The sequence below is a fragment of the Klebsiella sp. D-Nf1 genome (assembly GCF_002810515.1).
GTDB classification, from domain to species: domain Bacteria; phylum Pseudomonadota; class Gammaproteobacteria; order Enterobacterales; family Enterobacteriaceae; genus Klebsiella; species Klebsiella variicola.
Map to the genome: position 1 here is coordinate 266,078 of NZ_PIOK01000001.1, position 22,513 is coordinate 288,590.

A 22,513-nucleotide genomic window follows, 5' to 3' on the forward strand; every position below is an offset into this window, starting at 1 on the left:
GGTGAAAATTTTGCCGAATCTGTGGGTTAGCCTGGATGGCTGCCTGCTGCGGATTAGCATACACTTAGGTGAAATAGCAGGAGGAACCCATGAAAGAGAACGATATTGCCGGCATCCTGACGTCGACACGGACGATTGCGCTGGTTGGCGCCAGCGACAAACCTGACCGCCCGAGCTACCGGGTCATGAAGTATCTGTTGGATCAGGGGTATCACGTTATCCCGGTTTCGCCGAAGGTGGCGGGCAAGACGCTGCTGGGACAGCAAGGGTATGCGACGCTCGCCGACGTTCCGGAAAAGGTCGACATGGTTGATGTCTTCCGTAATTCAGAAGCGGCGTGGGGCGTGGCGCAGGAGGCGATAGCCATCGGCGCGAAAACGCTGTGGCTGCAGCTGGGGGTTATCAATGAGCAGGCCGCAGTGCTGGCCAGAGAAGCCGGGTTAAACGTGGTGATGGATCGTTGTCCGGCCATTGAGCTGCCGCGACTGGGATTAGCAAAATAACAAAAAACCCCGCCAGGCGGGGTTTTGTTTTAGTTGCGAAGGCGCGGAGCCTGCAGCTGCTGACGAATCGTTTTGGCCAGTTCGTCGAGGGACGGCTGTTCCGGGTGTTCGTCGCGGGTTTCGCTGCTCAGCTGCGCTTCTGCCAGATAGGTGTGGATCGGCTGGCCATCATCATCTTCCATCACCACATGGTACCAGGGCGCCGCACGCAGTTCGTCATTGGCGGCAATCTCATCCTCTTCCGGTTCCGCGAGTGAATACTCGGGATCGACATCGACGATGACGCCCAGGTAGCCCAAGAGCGTATGGCGGACCTGTTGGCCGATACCGAATTTGCTGGCTATCATAGGCACCTCCTGGGAAACATGAATACTCCCTATATGAGGCTCATGTTTCGTTTTTCAAGTTACATGACGCGACAGGCAAACCCCTTCAGATACAGCCCTTCCGGGTAGGTTGCGATCACCGGGTGGTCGGCAGCCTGACGGAACTGTTCTATAAATTGTACATCACGCCCGGCATCAATTGCGGCATCCGCGATGATTTTCTGAAATAAATCGGTGGTCATCAGGCCGGAGCAGGAGAAAGTCAGCAGCACGCCGCCGGGGTTCAGCAGCTGGATCGCCAGCATATTGATATCTTTATAACCGCGGCAGGCGCCCATCAGCTGGCTTTTGTTTTCCACGAACTTCGGCGGATCCATCACGATCACGTCGAATTTCTCTCCCTGATCGCGGTATTTACGCAGCAGTTTGAACACGTCGTCACGCACAAATTCCGCTTTGGACAGATCCAGTCCGTTGAGCTCCACGTTCTGTCGGGCAACGTCCAGCGCTTCCTGAGAGGTATCCACGCTGGTGACCTGGCGGCAGCCGCCCATCAGCGCTGACACCGCAAAGCCGCCGGTATAAGAGAAGCAGTTCAGCACTCGCTTATCGGCGACATAGCGGCGAGTGGCCAGGCGACTGTCGCGCTGGTCGAGGTAATAGCCGGTTTTGTGCCCGCCCTGGATATCAACCAACAGCTTCATGCCGTGCTCGGTGATCGGCAGCAGCGCCGGGGGCAGCTCGCCCACCACCGGCCCCTGGGCCAGCTCCAGTCCCTCTTTTTTACGCACGGCGACATCGCTGCGATCGTAAATGGCGCAGTCCGGGAACAGGTTCTGCAGGGCGCTGATGATGGCGGCCCGCTGGTATTCTGCGCCTGCGCTGAGCAACTGCAACACGAAAAAGTTGCCAAAGCGGTCGATAGTAACGCCCGGCAGCCCATCGGACTCGCCGGCGATCAGACGGTAGCTGTCGAGGCCATCGCGCTCTGCCAGCCATGCCCGCCAGGTTTGCGCTTGCTGCAGGCGGCGTTCAAAGAAGGCGCTATCGATGGTTTCATTGCGGTCGAAGGTCCACACGCGGGCGCGGATCTGCGACGACGGCGAGTAAGCGCCGCGGGCCAGCCATTTTCCCTGATGGTCAACAATATCGATGGTTTCACCGCTGCGGGCTTTACCCTCCATGCGGGCGACGCCGCCGGAGAAAATCCACGGATGGCGACGCAGCAGGGATTTCTCGCGTCCTTTGGCTAACACTAAGCGGGGGAATAGGGAATCTGTCATGGAGCTACCTTTAAGCAACGGGAATGTCGGCACCGAAAAATGGCGCGTAGAGTAGCACACCTGGCGCACGCAAGCATCTTTCGCCCGGCAGGCACAGGTGAGCGTTTCGGCACAAAATGCAGGCGCTTCGGCACATTCAGCTTGTGCGGACTCTCATACCCTGTTTTCTCACCCCAACGAGGATCAGATGATGAAAACAGGTATACGCATGGCCGTGGCGATGGTCGCGGCAGTGAGTAGTGGCGCGATGGCTGCGCCGTTTAGCGTGAGCAGCGATGATATGCATGACGGGCAGGCGCTGGCCCGGAAGCACTGGTTTGCCGGTTTCGGCTGTACCGGAGGCAATGTCTCTCCGCAGCTGGCATGGAAAAATGCCCCGGCGGGGACGCGAAGCTTCGCGGTCACTGTCAGAGATCCCGATGCGCCTACCGGCAGCGGCTGGTGGCACTGGACGGTGGTCAATATCGCCAGCAGCGTCTTTTCGCTGCCCGCTGGCGCGGGAGATAAAAACAGCGCTACACTGCCGGGCGGAGCGGTACAGGGCCGCAACGATTTTGGCTATGCCGGCTTCGGCGGCGCCTGTCCGCCGGCGGGAGATAAACCGCACCGCTACCGCTTTACGATATGGGCGCTGGATGTCCCTACGTTGCCGGTGGATGCCGGGGCCAGCGGGGCGCTGGTCGGCTATCTGTTACACAGCCATGCTCTCGCCAGCGCACAGTTGACAGCGATGGCCGGGCGCTAAAATAAAGGGTCGATCCGATGGAGAGTATCCACTTCCAGCATAACGCCTTAACCGCGGCAGAGGTCACCACCCGACGGCTGTGTAGATTGCATCGGGTGCGCCTGTTCTCCCCGGCGCTCTGTCGGGTTAAACGTGGCAGCAAGGTGATTGTGCAAGGGGAGAGCCGGGTGCTGGCGACGCCGCAACAGCTGATTGTGTTGCCGGCTGACGTTGAGCTGGAGGTGATTAACCAGCCGGATAACGGCCTGTTTTGCTCCGATCTGCTGTCGCTGACCCCCGAGCTGCTGACGATGTTTAAGACCCGTTATCTCAGGGAGCCACCGCCAGGGCGTCTGACCTCGCTCTGCGCCCCGGTGACGACAGAGCTGGCGTTTATGTGGCAAAGCGTTCTGCAGGCGGTGCGGGAGGGATTATCCTCCTCACTACAGCACCACCAGACCATGGGCCTGCTGCTGGCCTTGCACGAGGCGGGCTATGCCGGCCCGCTGCTTGTCGAGCGGCAGCAGGATCTGTCGGCGCAGGTTCGACAACTGGTCATGCTGTCGCCGGCGCAGGCATGGAGCGTGTCGCGGGTGGCGAAAATGCTCTTTCTCGGCGAGTCCACTCTGCGCCGTCGGCTGCAGCAGGAATCGCAGAGTTTTCGCCAGATTGTTGAGGAGGTGCGGATGGCCCACGCCCTGGGGCAGCTGCAGACCACCTCGCGGCCAATAGGCGAAATCGCGCAGAACAGCGGATATCAGTCGGGATCGCGCTTTACCGCGCGCTTCCGTCAGCATTATGGTTTACTGCCGAAGCACGTACGCTGAGCGAATTTGCTATCCTCAGCGTAAAGTGTGAGCGAAAAGGAGATGATAATGGCCAGTATCTGCACGATGGCATGGGTTTACGGTTCGGTTCAGGGCGTGGGATTTCGCTATTCTACACAGCGGGAAGCGCTGCAGCTGGGGTTGACCGGCTATGCCCGTAATCTGGACGACGGAGGGGTGGAAGTGCTTGCCTGCGGCGAGGCAGAGCAGGTGGAGAAACTCATCGCCTGGCTGAAAGCCGGGGGGCCGCGCAGCGCGCGGGTTGACCGAGTGTTAACCGAACCCCATCAACCCACCCGCAGCTGGGAAAAATTCGCGATTCTCTATTAGATGCACTTCACCGGCTTCGGCAGCCCGGCGATTTTGGTCGCCTGTTTGGCGGGGCCTTTCGGGAACAGGCGATAGAGATAGCGGCTGTTGCCTTTCTCTTCGCCAAACTTGTTGGCCATCGCCTTCACCAGCATGCGGATCGCCGGAGAGGTATTGAACTCAAGGTAAAACTCGCGCACAAAGCGCACCACTTCCCAGTGTTCAACGGCGAGCGTTATCCCTTCCTGCGCGGCAATGACTTCCGCCATCGCCTCGCTCCACTGGGTGGTATCTTTCAGATAGCCTTCGCTATCCGTTTCAATTTCGTTGCCTTCAAAAATAAACATGATTTTTCACATACCGCCTGAAACTGGCCGCAGTGTAGCAAAAAAAAAGGCCCCGCATAAGCGAGGCCTCAGGATGAGCAGGGGAGCGGTTAGTCCCGGCTGGCGAAGCCCAGAATGCTCAGCAGGCTGACAAAGATGTTGTACAGCGAGACATACAGGCTAACTGTTGCGCGGATGTAGTTGGTTTCACCGCCGCGGATGATGTTGCTGGTCTCGAACAGGATGGCACCCGAAGAGATCAGGATGAACACCGCGCTAATCGCCAGATGAAGCGCCGGCAGCTGCAGGAACAGGTTAGCGACCATACCAATCAGGACGACCACCACGCCCGCCATCAGCATTCCGCCGAGGAATGACATGTCTTTGCGCGTCGTCAGCACGTAGGCCGAGCAGCAGAAGAAGACCAGTGCGGTGCCGCCCAGCGCCAGGCCGATTAAATCGCCCATGCCGGCAGAAAGGTACGCGTTCAGCATCGGCCCAAGGATATAGCCGAGGAACCCGGTGAAAGCGAAGGCGGAAATAATCCCGGTGGGTTTATTCGCCGTTTTGTAGGTCAGGAACATCAGACCGTACATCCCCACAAGGGTCAAAATCAGCCCCGGGGAAGGAAGCATCAGCACCGTGCTGGCGGTGGCGGTGATAGCGGAAAACGCCAGCGTCAGGCTGAGCAGGAAATAGGTATTACGCAGAACCTTGTGCGTGCTGAGCAGCGAGGAACGGTCACGCGATGATGTAATTATGCGATCCATGAGTCACTCTCTTATGACAGATGTAATTAGGGATAAAGAATAAGAAAAACAAGCGTGAAGCCCTAATGCTTTTACCCATCTTTACTTAGCTTTTGCCGCTTTTGCCCAGCATAAAATTCTACATGGATTGGGAAAAGCGATATGTTTTCGCGTTTCGCATCGGTGAGCCGATCGAAATCTTATAGGTTGCTGAAATACATTGCTTTATTGAAATTCTGCGACTAAGTGTGGAAGGGGGAATAACTCCGTACGTTAAAGGCAAAGGGAAATGACATTACACAAAAACAATCACATCACCCGAACACTCCTGGCAGTGAGTATGATGGCCATGATCGGTGGGGCGCAGGCGGCGCAGGTGCCGCCGGGCACCCAGCTGGCGGAAAAGCAGGAGCTGGTCAGAAATAACGGCAGCGAACCGGCGTCACTCGATCCGCACAAAGTCGAGAGCGACGTTGAATTCAACGTCATTAGCGATCTCTTTGAAGGGCTGGTCAGCGTGACGCCTGCGGGGGCGATCCAGCCCCGGCTGGCGGAACGCTGGGAAAACAAGGACAACCTGTTATGGACCTTCCATTTACGCCCAGGACTGACCTGGTCCGACGGCACGGCCATCACGGCGCAGGATATCGTCTGGAGCTGGCAACGACTGGTCTCGCCGGCCACCGCCTCGCCCTATGCGAGCTATCCCGGCAATATGCATATCGCCAACGCCCGCGAAATTGCTCTGGGGCAAAAGGGACCCGAGACGCTGGGGGTAAAAGCGCTGAACGACACCACGCTGCAGGTCACCCTGACCCAGCCAAACGCTGCCTTCCTGGCGATGCTGGCGCACCCTTCGCTGGTACCGATCGACAAAGTGCTGGTGGAGCGTTTTGCCGATAAATGGACCCGGCCAGAGCATATCGTCACCAGCGGGCCCTATAAGCTGACCCAATGGGTGGTGAATGAGCGGTTGGTGGCTGAACGTAATGCGAAGTACTGGGATAATGCGCACACCGTTATTAATAAAGTGACTTACCTGCCCATCTCTTCGGAGGCTGCCGATGTCAACCGCTACAAAGCGGGGGAGATCGATATTGTTTACACGGTGCCGGTCAATCAGTTCGCGCAGTTGCAGAAAACCATGGGCGACCAGCTGGACGTTTCGCCACAGCTGGCGACCTATTACTACGAATTTAACACCACCCGGCCGCCGTTTAACGACGCCCGCGTGCGTCGCGCACTGAATATGGCGCTTGATAAAGATATCATTGCCGGAAAAGTGCTTGGCCAGGGGCAGCGCCCGGCCTGGCTGATCAGTCAGCCGGATATCGGCGGCGTGACGCTGCACAACCCGGACTACGCCAGCTGGCCGCGCGAGCAGCGGATTGCCGAGGCGAAAAAACTGCTGACGCAGGCGGGGTACGATGAGCGCCATCCGCTGGTCTTTACCCTGCTGTATAACACCTCTGAGTCGCACCAGCGTATCGCCATCGCCGCCAGCTCCATGTGGAAGAAAAACCTCGGCGTCGAGGCGAAGCTGCAGAACCAGGAGTGGAAGACGATGCTGGATACCATGCATACCCATAACTTTGACGCCGTCCGCTATGCCTGGATCGCCGACTACGACGATGCCGCCACCTTCCTCAACACTTTCCGTACCGGGGATAGCGAGAACACCAGTCAGTACAGCAACCCGGCTTACGATGAGGCCCTGCGCAATGCGGCGAAAGCCTCCGACGTAGCGACCCGGGGCAAATACTATCAGCAGGCGGAAGATCTGCTGGCGCAGGATGTTCCCGCCATTCCGGTCTATCACTATGTGCGTACCCATTTAGTGAAACCCAGCGTGGGCGGTTTCACGCCGGATAAGCTGGGGTATTACTACACCAAAGACATGTACATTAAAAAATAGTCATCTGATAGCGGGGAAGAGCGCTGATTTTCTGTGCGAACTGCCTGAAATTCAGACGAATAACACAGAATTGTTTGTTTTTAAGGCAGTTGAACAAAATGGTGCTTTACAGCATCCGTCGAGGTGTTTATAGTGCGCCTCACACCGGAAGTGTGGCCGAGCGGTTGAAGGCACCGGTCTTGAAAACCGGCGACCCGAAAGGGTTCCAGAGTTCGAATCTCTGCGCTTCCGCCATATAAAAGAAGGGGTTACCGAAAGGTAACCCCTTTTTGCTTTTCCCTCTAGCCGTCCTGACTGCACTTCACCTTCACCTCCCGACTCCGCAAACCCGCCATGTCTGTAGCGTTATCGCTGGCGAAAAGGTGACGATCAATCCATTGCAAATGGTTGTTATTTTAATTATTCAGCCTCTCGTTATAAACGGCAATGGTGCTGAGGAATAAAAACCATTCGGCAAAATATCTTCGTCTATACTTGGAAAAATGATGATTTACCTGCCATGGTTTTACGCAGATACAGAGACCAGTGAGGTCAGAATGCCTGTCACTAATCGTCCAGAAATCAAAGAACTACGGGTTTTGGTAGAACAGCAATTAAAGTACACATTGTGTGTTAGCTTAAATAAAGCTACGCATGGCGATATTTTTAACGCGGTGGCGCTGGCCATTCGTCATTTTCAACAGGACCATTTTCTGTTGAGCCAGACACGGCAACGTGAAGAACATAAAAAGCGCGTTTACTATCTGTCGATGGAGTTTTTACTGGGACAGTCGCTGCGTAATAACCTTTTGAATATGAATTTACTGGCGGAGATGCGCCAGGTGGTGAATGACCTGGGGTTTGATCTTGACCACCTTCTTGACGAAGAGCCCGACGCCGCGCTGGGCAACGGGGGGTTAGGGCGCTTAGCCGCCTGTTTTATCGATTCGATGGCCACCCTTGATATTGCCGCATCCGGGCATGGCATCAAATACGAATATGGTCTTTTTCGCCAATCCTTTCAAAATGACCAGCAGATGGAACATCCGGATGACTGGCATTCCATGCACTCCCCGTGGCTGGTTGAACACCATGCTCAGCAAATCCTGATCCCGCTGGGAGGCTATATTGAACACAGCGAAGATGTTGATGGTAATTACAACCCAATGTGGCTGGGTTGGAAAACGATTATCGGTATTCCCCATGACTATTTCGTTTCCGGCTATCGGGATACGACGACCAATAAGCTGAGGCTCTATAGCGCGGTCGCCTCTGACTCCTTTAATATCCATATTTTCAATCGTGGTGATTATATCAAGGCGGTGAGTGATAAAATTGCTTCGGAGAATATTTCAAAAATTCTTTATCCTTCCGATGAGGTGCTCACCGGAAAAGAGCTGCGGCTGACGCAAGAGTATTTTCTGGTGGCCTGTACGCTGCGGGATATATTCCGTGACTATGCCGAGGCTAATGACGATATTACTTTCCTGCCGCAGCATGTGGCGATTCAGCTTAATGACACCCATCCGGCATTAGCGGTGGTGGAGCTGATGCGCATCCTGGTCGATGAATACCGGTTGCCCTGGGAGCAGGCGTGGGAGATAACGCAAAACACCTGTGCCTACACTAATCATACGTTGATGCCGGAAGCGCTGGAGACCTGGCCGGTGACGCTGTTTGAAAAACTGCTGCCGCGGCATTTGCAAATTATATTTGAGATCAACCATCGTTTCCTTGAAGACGTGGCCCGGCGCTGGCCGGATAAAAATCACCTGTTATCTTCGCTGTCTTTAATTGACGAACATCACGATAAGCAAATCCGCATGGCCAATCTGGCCATTGTTGGTAGCCATCGCGTGAACGGGGTAGCATGGCTGCATTCGGAACTGGTTAAGAAACAACTGGTGCCGGACTTCTATTTTATGACCCCGGAGAAATTCATTAATCAGACCAACGGCGTCACGCCGCGACGCTGGGTGCAGCAGGCTAACCCCGGCCTGGCAGCATTTTTGCATCAACAGCTGGGGGAAGGGTGGCCAACCGATTTACCCTTGCTGTCCAGTCTGGAAAGCCTGGCCGATGATACTGCTGTTATTGATAACATCCGGGCCATTAAATTTGCCAACAAAACCGCGCTCAGCCAGCTGGTCGCTCAACGCTATGGCATCGCCCTGGATCCGCTGGCGATGTTTGATTGTCAGGTCAAACGTATTCATGAATATAAGCGTCAGTTGCTTAATATTCTTCACGTGATCGCGCTTTACCTGGATATCAAAGAGACAGGGAAAACTATCGCGCCTAAGGTGCATTTGTTTGCGGGTAAAGCGGCGCCGGGCTATCGGATGGCGAAGCTGATTATTCAGTTGATTAATACCGTCGCCCGGAAAATTAACAGCGACCCGCAGGTTGCCGGGCAGCTTAAAGTGGTTTTCCTCGAAGATTATAAAGTCTCGCTGGCGGAAAAAATCATTCCGGCCACGGATCTCTCTGAGCAGATCTCCACCGCCGGTACCGAGGCGTCCGGCACCAGCAATATGAAGTTTGCTATGAACGGCGCGTTAACCATCGGCACCTATGATGGGGCGAATATCGAAATCCGCGAGGCCGTGGGAATCGATAATTTTTATCTGTTTGGCGCCGTGGCGGAAGAGATTGAAGAGAGCCGGCGACTCGGGCATCACCATGCTTTCTATCATCAGAACCCGGCTATTGCGCGTGTTGTCGATACCCTCGTGTCTGGGTTGTTCACCAGCGATCGTGAGCTGTTTACACCACTTCACCACATGTTGACTGAGGGCGATCATTACTGTCATTTACTGGATTTCGACAGTTATTGTCAGGTCCAGCGGCAGGCGATGGCCGATTTTGAACTGCCGGAACAATGGCACCGTCGGGCCTTACTCAATATTTGTCGGATGGGAGAATTTTCCAGCGACAGAACCATACGTGGCTACGCCCGGGATATTTGGGGTATCACCTGCTAAAGAGAGAACACGCCGAGCGGAAAAGGGACTCGTCGACGGATATCAGTCACTATTGAGGATGAGCATGAACGTTGAATTACATACCGAGCAGGGCGTAAAAATTATTATGCCACTGGTGCGCCGACTGGACGCTTCCGTCGTACAGGCGTTTAAGCAGCAGGTTCTGGAGGCTATCGACCCGGATACCAAAAACGTGCTGCTGGATCTGAGCCACGTTGATTTCATCGACAGTAGTTGTCTTGGCGCGCTGGTATCCATTCTGAAAAGCGTCAACGGTCAGGGCGAGCTGGTGCTGTGTTCGCTCAATGACACGATTAAAAACCTGTTTAAGCTCACCCGTATGGATCGCATCTTTTCCATTAAGGAGACTCGACAGGATGCGCTGAACACGTTCACTCAGTGATGACGTTGGTGCAGGCCAGCGGGTGATGGGTCGCCCGCTTATTCTTCGACAATCCGCGCCTTCGGTTTGCTCAGCAGGAGCATCACCAGCGCGACGTAGGGCATCGGCTTCCAGAAATAGTAGCCCTGCAGCAGATGAATATTCTGGCGATTGAGATAATCCAGCTGGGCCTGGGTTTCGACGCCCTCGGCAATGATGCGCAGTGACAGCGTCCGGGCCATCTCTATCACGCAGTCCAGCAGTTTGCTTGACGGTGTCTCCCCGGTCACCCTGCCGACAAAGCTCTGATCGATTTTGATATAGTCGAAAACCAGCTCGTGGAGATAGGAAAGCCCGGAATAGCCGGAGCCAAAGTCGTCCAGCGCGATGGAAAACCCGCGGGAGTGTAACGTATTGAGCTTGTCCACAACCGCGCCGTTGAGCAACAGCGGCTCCTGCTCCGTGATCTCCAGCATCAGCTTCACCGCTTTGCCCTCAAAGCCGCGCTGATAGTGCAGGCAATCGTCGATAAACGTCGGATCGTTAATGTGTGACGCGCTGATATTCAGGCCAATATGAAACCCATCCGGCAGCTTACTGAAGATGGGTCTCATCTGGGCGGCGACCTGCGCCATCAGGCTGCGGGTCAGTGGGATAATTAAGCCGGTACGTTCGGCCAGTGGAATAAATTCAGCGGGCGAACGCCACTGTGCGGTGGAATTTTTCCAGCGGGCGAGAATTTCCACGCCGTATATCTCCCCGGTTTTCCCATTCACGACGGGCTGGTAGTAGGGAATGATATCCCCCTGGGCGATAGCGTAGCGCAAATTCTCTTCTTCAGAGGTATAGGCATTGAGGTATTTGCGCAGCAGGAAATAAAACAATAGCGCGATAGAGAAAATAAAAATCAGCAGACCGAAGCCATTACGAAATAAGCGACCGGGGCTAAAAAAAGGCGACTCGGGATAGATAATGCGAAACGGGTAGTCCGGTGAGCTAAATATACCCTGGTGTGGGCCCGCGTTGAGTGGCTCCACATCGCCATATCTGGCGATCATCTGATGGTTGACCGAGAGCGCCAGCCCGGCGTTATCCTCATCGCTATACAAGGCATCGCGCAAATGGATGTCGCTGATACTGACAATGACTCTCACCTGCGCCGAACGCGTGTGATAGATCAGCACCGGCCGCTTGTTAACCATCATCCTGGCGGGCAGCAGCTGCAGCAGCTCATCAGGCAAGGATTCCGGATGGAGCGTCAGTACCCGATTGCCCGGCAGCGACGAGCACCACACCAGGCCATCTTTTACCAGCACGATCGTGCGCAGATGCGGCTGCAGGGCGGCCTCGGTCCCGAGCTGGAATTGACCCTGCACGGAGCAACCGCGGCGGCTAACGTTCATTGCCGTCACCGTGGCGGCTCGGGCTTCATCCAGAATAACGGCGATTTTCTTCGCCGCCTGACGGGCGGCGGCGGCATGGGTGGCCTGGTCTGAATGCCACAGTTGCCAGTTAATGACGAACACGCCAGCCAGAAATACCACCAGCGCCAGGGAAAAGGAAATCCATGCGTTTCGCACTTTTGTCTTTTTCATTTATTACGCGTGCTATGTGAGGCGAGCATAAAATGAACCATTCATCCCGCTGAAAAGGCGTTATCCAATGATCGTAGAAGGGGGATAACCTCCGCGACGACGGAGCATGTAAAAACATGATCAGTCTCACAATACCTGCCAGCAAAACTCGCTAACGACCTGATGCGGCTACGAGTCCGTCACGACAGGAATAAAAAAAACCTATCTTAATGTTTTCTTAACATAAATTCCGGCATTGGATAGTTTTAAGCATTTTCTAATCCCTAATAACAGACCGGCGCTATTTTTTGCTTTTTTAAGTTTATGATAATTGTTTTCATTATCATTCTTTTTTTGCTGTGATTTAATCCTCTCCGCTCAGGCTATTTACCGTTTATTGCCCTATTTCATTAAGGATGCGTTCATGAAATCTCGCTTATCGCCCCTCCGTACGGCAGCGTTGGTTGCCGCTTCTCTGTTTCTGGCGCCGCAGGGGATGGCGGCTGACGCTCAGAACGGGATTGTGGTCTACAACGCCCAGCACGAAAATCTGGTGAAGTCGTGGGTGGATGGATTTACCAAAGAGACCGGTATTAAGGTCACGCTGCGCAATGGCGATGACAGTGAGCTGGGTAACCAGCTGGTTCAGGAAGGCTCCGCGTCGCCGGCCGATGTGTTTCTGACCGAGAACTCGCCGTCGATGGTGCTGGTCGATAATGCCAAACTTTTCGCCCCGCTGGATGCCGCCACCCTGCAGCAGGTTCCGGCGCAGTACCGTCCGCAGCATGGGCGCTGGATCGGCATCGCCGCGCGCAGCACCGTTTTCGTCTACAACCCGGCGAAAATCAGCGAGGCGCAGCTGCCGCATTCCCTGATGGATCTGGCAAAACCGGAGTGGAAAGGGCGCTGGGCGGCTTCGCCATCGGGGGCAGATTTCCAGGCTATCGTCAGCGCGATGCTGGCGCTGAAGGGTGAGCAGGCGACTCTCGACTGGCTGAAGGCGATGAAAACCAACTTTGTCGCCTATAAAGGCAACAGCACGGTGATGAAAGCGGTCAATGCCGGGCAGATCGACGGCGGGGTGATCTACCACTACTATCGCTTCGTCGACCAGTCAAAAACCGGTGAGAACAGCAAAAACACCCATCTGTATTACTTCAAACACCAGGATCCGGGCGCCTTCGTCAGCATTTCCGGCGGCGGTGTGCTGGCCTCCAGCAAACATAAAGAGCAGGCGCAGGCCTTCATTAAATGGATCACCGGCAAACAGGGGCAGGATGCGCTGCGCACCAATAACGCCTTCGAATATGCTGTGGGGGTAGACGCGGCCTCTAACCCGAAACTGACCCCGCTGAAAGATCTGGATGCACCGAAGGTAGAACCTTCCTCGCTGAACAGTAAAAAGGTCATTGAGCTGATGACGCAGGCTGGCCTGCTCTGATCCTGAGGAAGTGATGTTGCTATGTCTGTTCTGAGTCTGTCGCTCGGAAAGAAAACAGGACGCCTGCCCGAGCGCAGGCGTCCTGCATTTCCGATGGTGGCGTTAGCGCTGCTGTTTTCATTGCTGGCGCTGTTGCCGTTAGGGTTTGTGGTGGCGGTTGGATTCGACACCGGCTGGCCGACGATCAAAGCGCTGGTCTTTCGCCCGCGGGTAGGGGAGCTGCTCAGCAATACCCTGTGGTTGACGGTGCTGGCGGTCCCCATCAGCATTGTGCTCGGCGTGACGCTGGCCTGGCTGACGGAACGTACCGCCCTTGCCGGTCGGCAGCTGTGGTCGGCGCTGGCGGTGGCCCCGCTGGCGATTCCAGCCTTTGTCCAGAGCTACGCCTGGGTCAGCGCCGTGCCTTCGCTGCATGGCCTCTCCGCCGGGGTGTTTCTCTCGGTGCTGGCCTACTATCCGTTTATTTATATGCCGGTGGCGGCCGTGCTGCGCCGCCTCGATCCCACCCTTGAAGATGTCGCCGCATCGCTGGGCACGCCGCCGTGGAAAGTATTTTTCCGGGTGGTGCTTCCGCAGCTGCGCCTGGCTATCTGCGGCGGTGCGCTACTGGTGGCCCTGCATCTGCTGGCGGAATATGGCCTGTATGTGATGATCCGCTTCGATACCTTCACTACCGCCATTTACGATCAGTTCCAGTCGACCTTCAGCGGTCCGGCCGCCAATATGCTGGCAGGCGTGCTGGCTCTGTGCTGCCTGGCGATCCTGCTGCTGGAGAGCGCCTCACGCGGTAAAGCGCGTTACGCGCGTATCGGCGCCGGGGCGGCCCGCGAGCAGAAGCGGCTTGTGCTGGGTAAAGGGGCGGCTGTTGGCGCGCAGCTACTGCTTCTGCTGCTGGTGATGCTGGCGATGGGGGTTCCCTTACTGGTCCTGTGCCGCTGGCTGTGGCTGGGCGGCATCGACAACTGGCTGCATGCCGATCTGTGGCATTCGCTGCGCCAGACCCTGCTACTGGGCATGGGCGGGGCGCTGCTGACGACAACCTGCGCGATCCCCATTGCGTGGCTCGGCGTGCGCTATCCGCGCCCGCTGTTCCGCCTGCTGGAGGGGTGTAATTACATCACCAGCTCGCTGCCCGGCATTGTTACCGCGCTGGCGCTGGTGACGGTCACCATCCACTACGCCCGCCCGGTGTACCAGACCGAAGTGACGCTGTTTCTGGCCTATCTATTGATGTTTATGCCGCGTGCGCTCATTAACCTGCGTGCCGGTATCGCGCAGGCGCCGGTAGAACTGGAAAACGTTGCCCGTAGCCTCGGGCGCAGTCCGGCCCGCGCCCTGTGGAGTATCACCATGCGGCTTGCCGCGCCGGGCGCGGCCGCAGGGGCCGCGCTGGTGTTCCTTGGCGTCAGTAATGAGCTCACCGCCACGCTACTGCTCTCGCCGTTAGGCACCCGCACCTTGTCGACCGGTTTTTGGGCGTTAACCAGCGAGATCGACTACGTGGCGGCGGCGCCGTACGCGCTGCTGATGATCGTCATTTCGCTGCCGCTGACCGCGGTTCTTTATATGCAGTCGAAAAAAATGGCAGGGTTGTAACATGCTGGAATTGTCTTCTATTTCGAAATCCTTCGCCGATGCGCTGGTTCTCGATAATCTCAATCTGACCGTGGCGCCGGGGAGCCGGACGGCCATTGTTGGTCCGTCGGGCTCGGGAAAAACCACGCTGCTGCGCATTCTCGCCGGTTTCGAAACGCCCGATCGCGGGCGGATCGTCATGCACGGTACTCCTCTGTTTGCCGACGGCGTGTTTGTCCCCGCCCACCAGCGGAGGATCGGTTATGTTCCGCAGGAAGGGGCGCTGTTTCCTCATCTCAATGTTGCGGACAATATCGCCTGGGGGCTGGACGCCAGCCGTGAGGAGAAGCGTCGCCGGGTGGGGGCGTTGATGGAGATGGTCGCCCTCGACCCTGGCCTGGCGAGCCACTGGCCACATGAAATTTCCGGTGGTCAGCAGCAGCGCGTTGCCCTGGCCCGTGCACTGGCTCAGCAGCCGGCGCTGATGCTGCTGGATGAGCCGTTTTCTGCACTGGATACCGGGCTGCGCGCCAGCACGCGTAAAGCGACGGCGGACCTGCTGGCCGAGACGGGAATCGCCTCGATTCTGGTGACCCATGATCAGAACGAAGCGCTGTCGTTTGCCACTCAGGTGGCGGTGATGCGCCAGGGGCGCTTTGCCCAGGTCGGAACGCCGCTGACAGTTTACTCGCAGCCGGTGGATGAAGAGACGGCGTTGTTTCTTGGCGATGCCCTGATCCTTCCTGCGCGCCTGAGCCCCGGCCGGGCAAGCTGCGCGCTGGGGGACCTGGCGACGGACGCACTGCATCCTGCTGGCGAAGGTAGGGTGATGCTGCGTCCGGAACAGCTGAGCGTCAGTGTGAGCGAGCCGCAGGAAAGTACCGCCATCATCCGCGATGTCGATTTCTCAGGCCAGCTTTCCACGTTGACGCTGTCGATGGCCGGGCACGAGCGGCCGATTGTCCTGCGAACCGTGAGCCAGCCGGCGTGGCAGCCCGGCGCGACGGTACGACTGACGGTCAGCGGCAAGGCGCGGGTGTTTAGCGGCTAATCCCTGAGCAGGCGCCGTCGGCTATCGACGGCGCCGCACGGAAAGCTAATCAGATGGCGGATGAAGCCGCTAGTATCCGCGCCACTGACCTCGTCGCCATGGAGTGGTAGTACGTTGGAACAATTCCGCGGGGTCAGTCCAGCGCCCACCATTTTACCGATCCGTCGCTTTTTCATTCGTCCCGCTACGCTTAACTGCTATCCTGTCTCGCGATCGGCCCTGTTGTTACCATGAGACATCGCTATGCCTGAACTCCATACTCCTGCGAATCGCCCCGGCCCGGCCGCTGTGGCCCGGGTGACGCTCCTGCCAGCGCTGCTGGTTATCGTCGCCATCGCTGTCGGCTGTGTCCTGGTGTCGCCCCCGGTCGGCACACGACACGAGATCCTGACTAACCCCGGTCTCTATATCGATCTGCTGGCGCTTTTGTTTTTGGTGTTTATGCTGTGGAGCTCGGCAAAGGTGCGGATGAGCCACATTGCCGTCAACTGGGTGCGTTATGGGCTGCTGCTGTGGATTGCCGGTGGTACCTTTGACGTGATGGATGAGATCGTGGTTCAGCCGCGCTGGATGGGCTATTACTGCGAAGATCTGCTGCGCCTCTCCGGGATGCTGCTGACCGTGGTGGGTGTCTACAAAATTATTGAGCGGATTAACCTGCTGTACGTTGACGCGCGATCGCAATCCCTGAAGGATGAGCTCACCCAGTTGCCCAACCGCCGTTTTTTCATCAATACCATCCGCGAGAAGTCGGGGCATGCGCTGGGACTCATGATTCTGGATATCGATTTTTTTAAGAAAATTAACGATACCTTGGGCCATCTGGTGGGCGATGAAGTGTTATTTTCGCTGGGTAAACAGTTGGCAAACTTGACCAGCGATCGCATCCAGCCGGCGCGTATCGGTGGGGAAGAGTTTGCCATTATCGTCGATGGCCTGTCGGAGCCCGAGCTGCACGCCCTGGCGCAGGCGATCCTCGACAATGCCCACACCATCCTGATCAATCATCAGACGCCGTTGTCGATCAGCATTGGCGTTGGAATGTGGCGGCCAGGCGAAGCGCAGGAGACATTTATCCGTAAAGTCGACGAGGCGCTGTACAAGGCCAAGCACAACGGACGCGGACGCGTGGAGTGGGCGTAAGATTCCGGCGCGGCAGGTTAGGCCTGCTGCGCGCTACGGCAGTGTCGCCGATACTCCGACGGTGAGCGTTCGGTGTAGCGTTTGAATACCCGGCAAAAATAGTTGCTGTCGACGAAACCGCAATTATGGGCAATCTCTTTCACCTTCAGGTCATAGCCGCGCAGTAGCTGCTTCGCCTTTTCCAGGCGAACCCGGGTCAGATACTCATTAAATCCCACCGAGCCTGATTTCTGAAAAATATGCGATAGATAGTTGGGTGTGATGTGAAAACGTTTGGCTACCGATTCCCGTGTCAGCGGCAGGCTAAGATTTTCCTCGAGGTAGTCCTGGACGGCGAGAAACAGATCCCGACTGCGGCTGACGCGCATTTCCAGACCGACCAGCTGTTCACGACAATGACTCAGCAGCGCGGCGACCACCAGCCGTGCGGTCAGCGGGTCGGGTTGCAGGCTGACTTCATTCAGGCTCAGCAACAGGTAAGAGCCCACGCGCGGTCCGAGGCGGGAAACGCTCTGCTTTTCCGTATGCAGGCTTTTCCCGTCCCAGCGCTGAATACTGAATCCCAGTTTCTGCCGACCAAACAGGATGCTCAGGGTAGTGGCCGGGCCGGTCCACTGCGGCAGCGTCCACTTCCCCGCCTGCACGTACAGTACCTGCAGCGTGGTTAACGTCGAGGCGGCCAGCGGCAGTCCCTGTTCACTCAGCTGGCCCTCCAGCACAATTTCCAGACGCGGAAACGGCACGTTGAAGGCGAGGGCAGGCACGGAGATATCCGGCTCAGGAAATCTCACCTGTAAGTGATCTTTTTGACCGATTAACCGATGCAGTATATCCGGCAGATCTTCAATCATTCTTTGCCCTCAGCATGCGCATTATCCTGTTGATGGTAATCTATTTTTTCCTTCCTGGCAGCGTTAGTTTAGCCATTTTGCGCAGCGGATTGCCGGCCAGCTGCAGCGCATGCATTGCCGGAAAAGAGATTGTTGATGTCCATCACACTTTGTGGGCTCGCGTACGTATGTCCAGTTTTTTGTAGCGCTCGCCTCGTGTCATGCCGCGGAGGGACCAGTAGAGTTTGTTTGTGTTATCGGAACGTTAAAAAGGAACGCAAAATGAACTCATCATCGGCTAACTTTCTCGATGCGTTAGGCGCCAGCCAGGCGCTCAGTGCGCAAATGAAACACGAGCTCGACACCCTCGGCTATACCGTCGTGCATAACGTCGTTGACGCCCAGTGGCTGAGCGAAATGCGCCTGCTCATTGACACCCTGGTTGAACGCGAAGGCGATAATCTGGCGATGGAGCACCATCAGGAGGCGACGGCGACGCGGATCGCTAACCTGATTAATAAGGGGGTTATCTGGGAGAAAGTCTGGTCACACCCGCTGATCCTCTCCGCTTGTCGCTATATCTTCAACGGGGATTTTAAAGTCTCCAGCCTGAACGCGCGCGAGGCGCTGTATAACGGCGGCCACCAGCCGCTGCACGCCGACTGGAAAAAGCCGCGCCCGGATTTTCCCAAAGTCCACCTGGTGAATACTATCTGGGCGATAGATGATCTGAGCGCCGCCAACGGTGCACCGCGGATCATTCCCGGTACCCACCTGCGCCCGGCGTTGCCGGAGGAGGTGCTGGCCGACCCGGAACTGACCCATCCCGATGAGATTGTGTTTGCCGCACCGGCCGGCAGTGTGATGATTTATAACGCGCACGCCTGGCACGGTGGTACTCGTAATCGTGAAGGCAGCAGACGACGCGTACTGCATGGGTTATATATCGATCGCGCGGATACGCCGCAGCAGGACCAGCGGCGCTGGCTGACGCCGGAGACGGCAAGCCGGCTGACGCCGGCGCAAAAGTGGCTGCTGGATGTAGAATAAGGTCTGTCGCCGGTCAGGGAAGTTCTACATAGACGACCGGCTTTTTCATGATGCTTTTCACGGCCTCGACGATCTGCTGCGGCTGCAGCAGGAAGCTCTTGATGCTGGTTTTAATCGTCCGCAGGCCGCTAAAGCGCTGGGCGTCATCGATTTCGATATCCGTCACCAGCAGCACCACTTCGGCGCGGGCGATATCTTCGGCGGTGATCCGGTTTTCAACACCGAGCGCGCCCTGGGTTTCGACTTTCAGGTGCCATTTTTCATGATGACCGACCTTTTCCAGTCGTTCGGCGGCCATGTAGGTATGCGCCACCCCGCTGACGCAGGCGGTTACGGCAACGATCGTAAAGTCCATAATATCCTCCTGGCGTTATCCGCCGATAGTGACGTGGAATCCGGCCGCTTCGGCCAGCGTCCGGTAAGGTTGAATTTCCGCTTCGTCAGGCGCTTTCACGCCGGCGAGCGGCCAGCGTTTGCCCAGCAGACGGTATTTGGGCTCGCCATATTGATGAAACGGCAGCAGGTGTATTTCTTTTAGCGCGAACGGCGCGAGAAACGCCAGAATCTGGCGAAAATTATCGACGTTCAGGGTGTAGCCCGGGATCAGCGGCACCCGCGGGATCAGGTTGATTTTTCTCACCGCCAGCTGGCGAAAATTGTCCAGCACCCGTGGCTGATTCATTCGCAGCAGCGACCGCGCCCGCTCAGGTTCCATGATTTTAAAATCAAACAGCACTTCATTGCAGGCTTCGGCCACCGGCAGGAAGCGGTCGAAAGCGCAGTCGCCCGCGGTTTCGATGGCGGTGCGGATCCCCCACTGGCGCAGGCGCTGGAGAAAGCGGGCGGCAAACCCGGCCTGCATGAGCACTTCGCCCCCGGAGAGGGTGACGCCGCCGCCGGAGGCGCGAAAGAAGACCTCATCCTTCAGCACCTCCTGCAACAGGTTATCCAGCGTCACATCGCGGCCAATCTGTTCCCACGCTCCGGACGGACATTCGGCAACGTCCTGCTGGCAGCGGGTGCAGCGCAGGCATTTGCTCTCCCGGCGCAGGGTCTGAATCCTGGGTGAAATTGATTCGGGATTGGCGCACCACGGGCAGGTATGAGGGCAGCCTTTAAAAAAGACCACCGTGCGGATCCCTTGTCCGTCATTGAGCGAGTAGCGCTGGAGGTTAAAAATGCGCGCCCGGTCGGCGCGCGTGTCGATGACCTCACAGCTGATGCGCGGTGCGGCGGATAATGTCATCCTGAATCTCCTTTGACAGCTCAACAAAGAAGGCGCTGTAGCCCGCGACGCGTACCACCAGGCCGGCAAAGTCCTGCGGCCGCTGCTGCGCTTCACGCAGGGTGTCGGCGTTGACCACGTTGAACTGAATATGCTGCAGCTTGAGCTTGCAGAAGGCCTGTAAAAAGTCTGCCAGTTTGTTCAGCCCACCGTCGCCGGCCAGCGTTGCCGGGGTGAATTTGACGTTCAGCAACGTACCGTTCGACAGCAGATAGTTATCCAGCTTGCTGACCGATTTCAGCACTGCCGTTGGCCCCTGGGAATCCTGACCGACCATCGGCGACAGGCCGCCGTCTGCCAGTTGCTCACCGGCCAGCCGCCCGTCCGGGGTGGCGCCCACCACTGAACCCAGCGGCACGTGCGCGGAGACGGTGTAGGAGCCGGGGGTAAAATGACCGCCGCGCGGGTTCAGATACTGCTCAACCTCTTTGCAGTAAAAACGCAGCAGATCGGCGCTAATGTTGTCGACATCGTCGATATCGTTGCCGTACTTGTCAAAACGGTTAATCAGTCGGGCGCGGATTTTTTCCCCTTCCGGCGTCTGGAAATTGGCTTTCAGCACGGCCATCAGTTGGTCAAAGCTGAGACGCTGCTGGTCGAAGACCATACCCTTCAGGGCGTACAGCGAATCGCTCAGGTTAGCGATCCCGATACCCTGAACGCCGGAGAAGTTATAGCGCGCGCCGCCGGCGGTGATATCTTTGCCGTGCTGCACGCAATCTTCAATGAACGAGGAGAGCAGGGGGACCGGCGCCCAGTCGCGGTGGCCGATATCGCAAATGTTGCTGCCCTCGACCATCAGCTTGATGTAATGGCGGATTTTGTCGCGGATCTGGCTGATGAGACCGTCCCAGCTGACGTCAGGCTGATGTTCATTTTCCTGCAGCACAATTTCCATCACCTTCAGCAGATTAAACATGGCGATATCATGCAGGCCGTAGGTGCGGCCGGGAATGGAGAGCTCCACGCAGCCAACCACCGCGTAATCACGGGCATCTTCCAGCGACACGCCGCGATTGAGGAAAGCAGGGACCACCACCTCGTCATTGAAAATCTGCGGGATCCCGGTCCCCAGGCGGATGGTTTCGGCAGTTTTGCGCAGGAACGGGCGATCAATCAGCTCGTTGACCCGCACGCCCAGATTCGGCTGCGGTAGCTGAACGTTTTGATAGGCGTCGAGGCATAAAAATGACAGCACGTTGACCGCGCTGCGCCCGGTGTCCGTCAGCCCGCCGAGCAGGGCGGTATAGCCCGTGGGAAAACCCGCGAAATAGCGCGCGCTGCTGGAGGAGCGTAGCAGGACGATATCGTTGCATTTCACCCACAGCGACTCCAGCAACTCCTTGAGATACGCGGGATCCTGGCCCTGATTTAGCGATGCCTGATAAAACGGCAGCATATACTGGTCAAAACGCCCCAGCGAAATCGAGCTGGCATTGGATTCGTACTGCAGAATGATATTCATATACCAGAACAGCTGGCAGGCTTGGGGGAAGTCCGTTGGCCGATGCTGCGCATTGTGGCGCGAAATAGCGGCGATGGTTAACAGCTCTTGCTGACGCTGCGCATTCGCACAGTTAGCGGCCATCGCTTCGGCCAGCGCGGCGTAGCGCAGAATATGGCGCTGGGAAGCTTCCAGCAGGATCAGTACCGCCTGATAAAAGGGGTTCTCCGGTTGCTGGGCGCAGTGCGTTTTGAGCTCGGTGACCAGCGCGCCAAGGCCATGATTCAGCAGCCGTGGATAGTCGATGATGATATGGCCCTGGCCTTTATCGGTCTGGTTAACGCTAAATATCTGGGTGTTGACAGCAGCCTTGACCTCTTCAGTCATCTGGCCGTTGATGAAATCTTTCATTGAGCGCTTTTCCCAGTAGGGGAACAGCGTTTCGCGGTAGATTTGTTTATCTTCTTCGCTTATTTCGAAGCGATCCTGCGGGCGGGTCGGGAAGGCGTCGAGCTCGTTGAGCAGCCAGTAGGGGTCCATCTCTGGCGACATTATTCCCGCGCGCGGTTTGACGGTGCGGTTGCCAGCGATCAGTTCATCCTCACGAATCGAAATCATCACCTTATCGAGGATCCACGCCGTGGCTTTCGCCCGGCGGATAATGACCGGTTCGCCCTCCGTCTGCCGATGGCTGGCAGTGTAGAGTAATGCGCGTTCAAGGGAGATTTCGCGCGGCTGGGCAAACAGGCTGGCTTTCAGGCGTTGGGTACGATTCGTCATGATAAACTCCATGTTGTGGCGAAGGGCGCGAGG

General features: G+C 56.9%; 21 protein-coding genes, 1 tRNA gene and 1 pseudogene. 13 read left to right on the top strand and 10 right to left on the bottom strand.

Annotated features, from left to right (window positions below):
• The first annotated feature begins 89 nt into the window (after positions 1-89).
• Positions 90-503, top strand: a complete 414-nt coding sequence (locus CWM54_RS01200; RefSeq protein WP_002898434.1) for a CoA-binding protein — start codon at positions 90-92, stop codon at positions 501-503.
• A gap of 29 nt (positions 504-532) precedes the next feature.
• Here the strand turns inward: CWM54_RS01200 and hspQ are convergent, their stop codons facing one another.
• Both hspQ and rlmI read right to left on the bottom strand, forming a co-directional pair.
• Positions 533-850, bottom strand: coding sequence for a heat shock protein HspQ (gene hspQ, locus CWM54_RS01205; protein WP_002898441.1), 318 nt, complete (start codon positions 848-850; stop codon positions 533-535).
• 59 nt (positions 851-909) lie between these two features.
• Positions 910-2,112 carry a 23S rRNA (cytosine(1962)-C(5))-methyltransferase RlmI gene (gene rlmI / locus CWM54_RS01210; RefSeq protein ID WP_061155149.1) on the bottom strand — a complete coding sequence of 401 codons (1,203 nt, stop codon included), beginning with the start codon at positions 2,110-2,112 and terminating at the stop codon, positions 910-912.
• Between the two features lie 190 nt (positions 2,113-2,302).
• Between rlmI and CWM54_RS01215 the strand changes: the two genes are divergently transcribed.
• Genes CWM54_RS01215 through yccX form a run of 3 tightly spaced genes read left to right on the top strand, consistent with a single transcriptional unit; the run spans position 2,303 to position 3,993 of the window.
• Positions 2,303-2,857 (top strand): YbhB/YbcL family Raf kinase inhibitor-like protein, encoded by a 555-nt coding sequence (locus CWM54_RS01215; RefSeq protein WP_061155148.1) that lies wholly within the window; start codon positions 2,303-2,305, stop codon positions 2,855-2,857.
• Positions 2,858-2,874: 17 nt separating this feature from the next.
• The gene (locus CWM54_RS01220) at positions 2,875-3,663 is read left to right on the top strand and encodes an AraC family transcriptional regulator (RefSeq protein WP_061155147.1); all 789 of its coding nucleotides are present in this window, start codon (positions 2,875-2,877) and stop codon (positions 3,661-3,663) included.
• Positions 3,664-3,711: 48 nt separating this feature from the next.
• A complete protein-coding gene (yccX, locus tag CWM54_RS01225) occupies positions 3,712-3,993 on the top strand; it encodes an acylphosphatase (protein WP_012542291.1) in 282 nt (93 codons plus the stop codon).
• Here the strand turns inward: yccX and tusE are convergent.
• A complete protein-coding gene (gene tusE / locus CWM54_RS01230; protein ID WP_002898457.1) occupies positions 3,990-4,319 on the bottom strand; it encodes a sulfurtransferase TusE in 330 nt (109 codons plus the stop codon). The genes yccX and tusE overlap by 4 nt on opposite strands.
• Positions 4,320-4,408: 89 nt before the next feature.
• Positions 4,409-5,068, bottom strand: a complete 660-nt coding sequence (gene yccA, locus CWM54_RS01235) for an FtsH protease modulator YccA (protein ID WP_002898458.1) — start codon at positions 5,066-5,068, stop codon at positions 4,409-4,411.
• Positions 5,069-5,336: 268 nt separating this feature from the next.
• Here yccA and CWM54_RS01240 point away from each other — a divergent pair, with 268 nt between their 5' ends.
• The 4 genes from CWM54_RS01240 to CWM54_RS01255 all read left to right on the top strand — a co-directional run bounded on the left by CWM54_RS01240 (position 5,337) and on the right by CWM54_RS01255 (position 10,328).
• Positions 5,337-6,962 (top strand): ABC transporter substrate-binding protein, encoded by a 1,626-nt coding sequence (locus CWM54_RS01240; RefSeq protein ID WP_100681524.1) that lies wholly within the window; start codon positions 5,337-5,339, stop codon positions 6,960-6,962.
• Between the two features lie 146 nt (positions 6,963-7,108).
• A tRNA-Ser gene (locus tag CWM54_RS01245) sits at positions 7,109-7,196 on the top strand.
• Between the two features lie 302 nt (positions 7,197-7,498).
• Positions 7,499-9,925, top strand: a complete 2,427-nt coding sequence (locus tag CWM54_RS01250) for a glycogen/starch/alpha-glucan phosphorylase (RefSeq protein WP_100695686.1) — start codon at positions 7,499-7,501, stop codon at positions 9,923-9,925.
• Positions 9,926-9,989: 64 nt separating this feature from the next.
• Positions 9,990-10,328, top strand: a complete 339-nt coding sequence (locus tag CWM54_RS01255; RefSeq protein ID WP_061155144.1) for an STAS domain-containing protein — start codon at positions 9,990-9,992, stop codon at positions 10,326-10,328.
• Positions 10,329-10,366: 38 nt separating this feature from the next.
• Here CWM54_RS01255 and CWM54_RS29125 read toward each other — a convergent pair whose 3' ends face one another.
• Together CWM54_RS29125 and CWM54_RS29130 are read right to left on the bottom strand one after the other, a co-directional pair.
• Complete coding sequence (locus CWM54_RS29125) at positions 10,367-11,191, bottom strand: cyclic diguanylate phosphodiesterase (protein ID WP_227521614.1); 825 nt, start codon at positions 11,189-11,191, stop codon at positions 10,367-10,369.
• Between the two features lie 96 nt (positions 11,192-11,287).
• Positions 11,288-11,902, bottom strand: a pseudogene (locus CWM54_RS29130) (CSS-motif domain-containing protein); the annotation flags it as partial.
• Positions 11,903-12,305: 403 nt separating this feature from the next.
• On the opposite strand from CWM54_RS29130, the gene CWM54_RS01265 reads away from it, so the two are divergent.
• From CWM54_RS01265 to CWM54_RS01280, 4 genes are all read left to right on the top strand, one after another.
• On the top strand, positions 12,306-13,322 hold the full coding sequence (locus tag CWM54_RS01265; RefSeq protein WP_100695690.1) for an iron ABC transporter substrate-binding protein: 1,017 nt from the start codon (positions 12,306-12,308) through the stop codon (positions 13,320-13,322).
• Positions 13,323-13,343: 21 nt separating this feature from the next.
• A complete protein-coding gene (locus CWM54_RS01270) occupies positions 13,344-14,918 on the top strand; it encodes an ABC transporter permease (protein ID WP_162677786.1) in 1,575 nt (524 codons plus the stop codon).
• 1 nt (position 14,919) lies between these two features.
• Positions 14,920-15,948, top strand: a complete 1,029-nt coding sequence (locus CWM54_RS01275; protein WP_061155140.1) for an ABC transporter ATP-binding protein — start codon at positions 14,920-14,922, stop codon at positions 15,946-15,948.
• Positions 15,949-16,191: 243 nt separating this feature from the next.
• Positions 16,192-17,091 (top strand): GGDEF domain-containing protein, encoded by a 900-nt coding sequence (locus CWM54_RS01280; protein WP_100681520.1) that lies wholly within the window; start codon positions 16,192-16,194, stop codon positions 17,089-17,091.
• 17 nt (positions 17,092-17,108) lie between these two features.
• Here CWM54_RS01280 and CWM54_RS01285 read toward each other — a convergent pair whose 3' ends face one another.
• On the bottom strand, positions 17,109-17,942 hold the full coding sequence (locus CWM54_RS01285) for a helix-turn-helix transcriptional regulator (RefSeq protein ID WP_100681519.1): 834 nt from the start codon (positions 17,940-17,942) through the stop codon (positions 17,109-17,111).
• Between the two features lie 261 nt (positions 17,943-18,203).
• Between CWM54_RS01285 and CWM54_RS01290 the strand changes: the two genes are divergently transcribed.
• Positions 18,204-18,971: a phytanoyl-CoA dioxygenase family protein gene (locus CWM54_RS01290; RefSeq protein WP_100695693.1), complete on the top strand. Its 768-nt coding sequence runs from the start codon at positions 18,204-18,206 to the stop codon at positions 18,969-18,971.
• A gap of 13 nt (positions 18,972-18,984) precedes the next feature.
• Here the strand turns inward: CWM54_RS01290 and CWM54_RS01295 are convergent, their stop codons facing one another.
• Genes CWM54_RS01295 through CWM54_RS01305 form a run of 3 tightly spaced genes read right to left on the bottom strand, consistent with a single transcriptional unit; the run spans position 18,985 to position 22,480 of the window.
• Positions 18,985-19,326, bottom strand: a complete 342-nt coding sequence (locus tag CWM54_RS01295; RefSeq protein ID WP_061155136.1) for a PTS fructose-like transporter subunit IIB — start codon at positions 19,324-19,326, stop codon at positions 18,985-18,987.
• 15 nt (positions 19,327-19,341) lie between these two features.
• Positions 19,342-20,217: a [formate-C-acetyltransferase]-activating enzyme gene (locus CWM54_RS01300; protein WP_100695695.1), complete on the bottom strand. Its 876-nt coding sequence runs from the start codon at positions 20,215-20,217 to the stop codon at positions 19,342-19,344.
• Complete coding sequence (locus tag CWM54_RS01305) at positions 20,183-22,480, bottom strand: formate C-acetyltransferase (protein WP_100696872.1); 2,298 nt, start codon at positions 22,478-22,480, stop codon at positions 20,183-20,185. Before CWM54_RS01305 ends, CWM54_RS01300 begins: the two co-directional genes overlap by 35 nt.
• Positions 22,481-22,513: the final 33 nt, after the last annotated feature.